This is a genomic window from Streptomyces sp. NRRL WC-3549, from assembly GCF_000721935.1.
In the GTDB taxonomy this organism is placed as follows: Bacteria; Actinomycetota; Actinomycetes; order Streptomycetales; family Streptomycetaceae; genus Streptomyces.
Genome location: NZ_KL585391.1, coordinates 121381 through 123352, shown reverse-complemented (window position 1 = coordinate 123352; position 1972 = coordinate 121381). Strand labels below are relative to the sequence as shown.

2 protein-coding genes are annotated in these 1972 nt (G+C 71.7%); both read left to right on the top strand.

Going from position 1 to position 1972, the window contains the following annotated elements:
- A partial coding sequence (locus IH13_RS0109125; protein ID WP_324605168.1) for an alpha-isopropylmalate synthase regulatory domain-containing protein occupies positions 1 to 933 on the top strand: 933 nt, incomplete at its 5' end.
- A 275-nt stretch (positions 934 to 1208) separates the two neighbouring features.
- Positions 1209 to 1907 carry a TerB family tellurite resistance protein gene (locus IH13_RS0109120; protein WP_031082718.1) on the top strand — a complete coding sequence of 233 codons (699 nt, stop codon included), beginning with the start codon at positions 1209 to 1211 and terminating at the stop codon, positions 1905 to 1907.
- The last annotated feature ends 65 nt before the right edge of the window (positions 1908 to 1972 follow it).

The window sequence follows — 1972 nt, the reverse complement described above, 5'->3', positions numbered from 1 at the left end:
GTGTATAAGAGACAGGTCATGGCCGGGGCCGACCGCATCGAGGGCTGCCTGTTCGGCCAGGGCGAGCGCACCGGCAACGTCGACCTGGTCACGCTGGGCATGAACCTCTTCTCCCAGGGCGTCGACCCCGAGATCGACTTCTCGCAGATCGACGAGATCCGCCGCACCAGCGAGTACTGCAACCAGATGGAGGTCCACCCGCGCCACCCCTACGCGGGCGACCTGGTCTACACGGCCTTCTCCGGCTCCCACCAGGACGCCATCAAGAAGGGCTTCGACGCCATGGAGGCCGACGCGGCCGCCCGGGGCGTGACCGTGGACGACATCGAGTGGGCGGTGCCCTACCTGCCGATCGACCCGAAGGACGTCGGCCGGTCCTACGAGGCCGTCATCCGGGTCAACTCGCAGTCCGGCAAGGGCGGGATCGCCTACGTCCTGAAGAACGACCACAAGCTGGACCTGCCCCGCCGGATGCAGATCGAGTTCTCCAAGATCATTCAGGCCAAGACCGACGCCGAGGGCGGCGAGGTCACCCCGGGCCAGATCTGGTCGGTCTTCGAGGACGAGTACCTGCCCAACCCGCAGAACGCCTGGGGGCGCGTGCAGATCCGTTCCGGCCAGACGACCACCGGGTCCGACGGCCAGGACTCGATCACCGTCGAGGCCACCGTCGACGGCACGGACACCGTGCTGACCGGCACCGGCAACGGCCCGATCTCCGCGTTCTTCGAAGCGCTGCAGGCCATCGGCATCGACGTACGGCTGCTGGACTACACCGAGCACACGATGAGCGAGGGGGCGAGCGCCCAGGCCGCCTCCTACATCGAGTGCGTCATCGACGGCAAGGTGCTGTGGGGCATCGGTATCGACGCCAACACCACCCGCGCCTCGCTCAAGGCGGTCGTCTCCGCGGTCAACCGGGCGACCCGCTGAGGCACCCCTCCCGGCACCTCGGGCACACGCCCCGGTGACGACCTGAGCCGCTCCCCGTCGCGCACCGGGCCGCGGGGGCCCGAACCGCCCCGCACCGGAACCCCGTCCACCCGCCGAGGGTGGGCGGGGTTCCGGCCATCTTCCGGCCTTCGGGGCCTCCGGACTACTGACGCCACCTCGTACGTGTGGCTAACATCACGTCCAACGCGGCAACGTTGCCGTGGGGGTACCTCCCGCGCCCGAGGGGCCGCGGGGGAGTTACGGAGGTGTGCGACGTGCGGTCGGCCAAAGGACGACGAGTCGTGAAGCTGCGCGTGTGCGGGATCCGCACCGTCTGGGACACCGTCGGTGACGGCGAGTTCTTCTGTCCGGGCTGCGGAGGCGACCGCAACTACCGCCATCTCACCGGGCGCCACCGCTTCACCGTGCTCGGCCTCCCCGTGTTCCCGCGCGGCAGTGCGGGCCCCGTGGTCGAGTGCGCCGCCTGTCGCGGGCACTTCCCGACCGACACCCTCGACCACCCCACCACGACCCGCTTCTCCGCCATGCTGCGGGAGGCCGTGCACACCGTCACGCTCGCCGTGCTCGCGGCCGGCGGTACCACCTCCCGTACCGTCCTGGAGACCGCCGCGGCCACCGTCCGGGACGCCGGGCTCGACGACTGCACGCAGGAGCGGCTCTTCACCATCGTCGAGGTGCTGGCCGCCGAGGCCGGGCAGGGCGGCACCGACCCCGCCGCCGAGGCCTGCGGGGCAGCCCTCGCCATCGAGCTCCACGAGGTGCTGAAGCCCCTCGCCCCGCACCTGGCCGTGCCCGGCCGGGAGACGGTCCTGCTCCAAGGCGCCCGGATCGCCCTCGCCGACGGCCCGTACAGCCAGGCCGAGCGCGAGGTGCTGACCACGGTGGGCAGCGCGCTCCAGCTCTGCCCCGCGGACACGGCGAAGCTCCTGGAGGCGGCGCGTACGCCGTCCTGACCCGGGGCGGTGAGCCGTCCCCGGCAGGAGCGGAGGGCGCGTCCGGGCCGGTGAGCGTCGCCCAC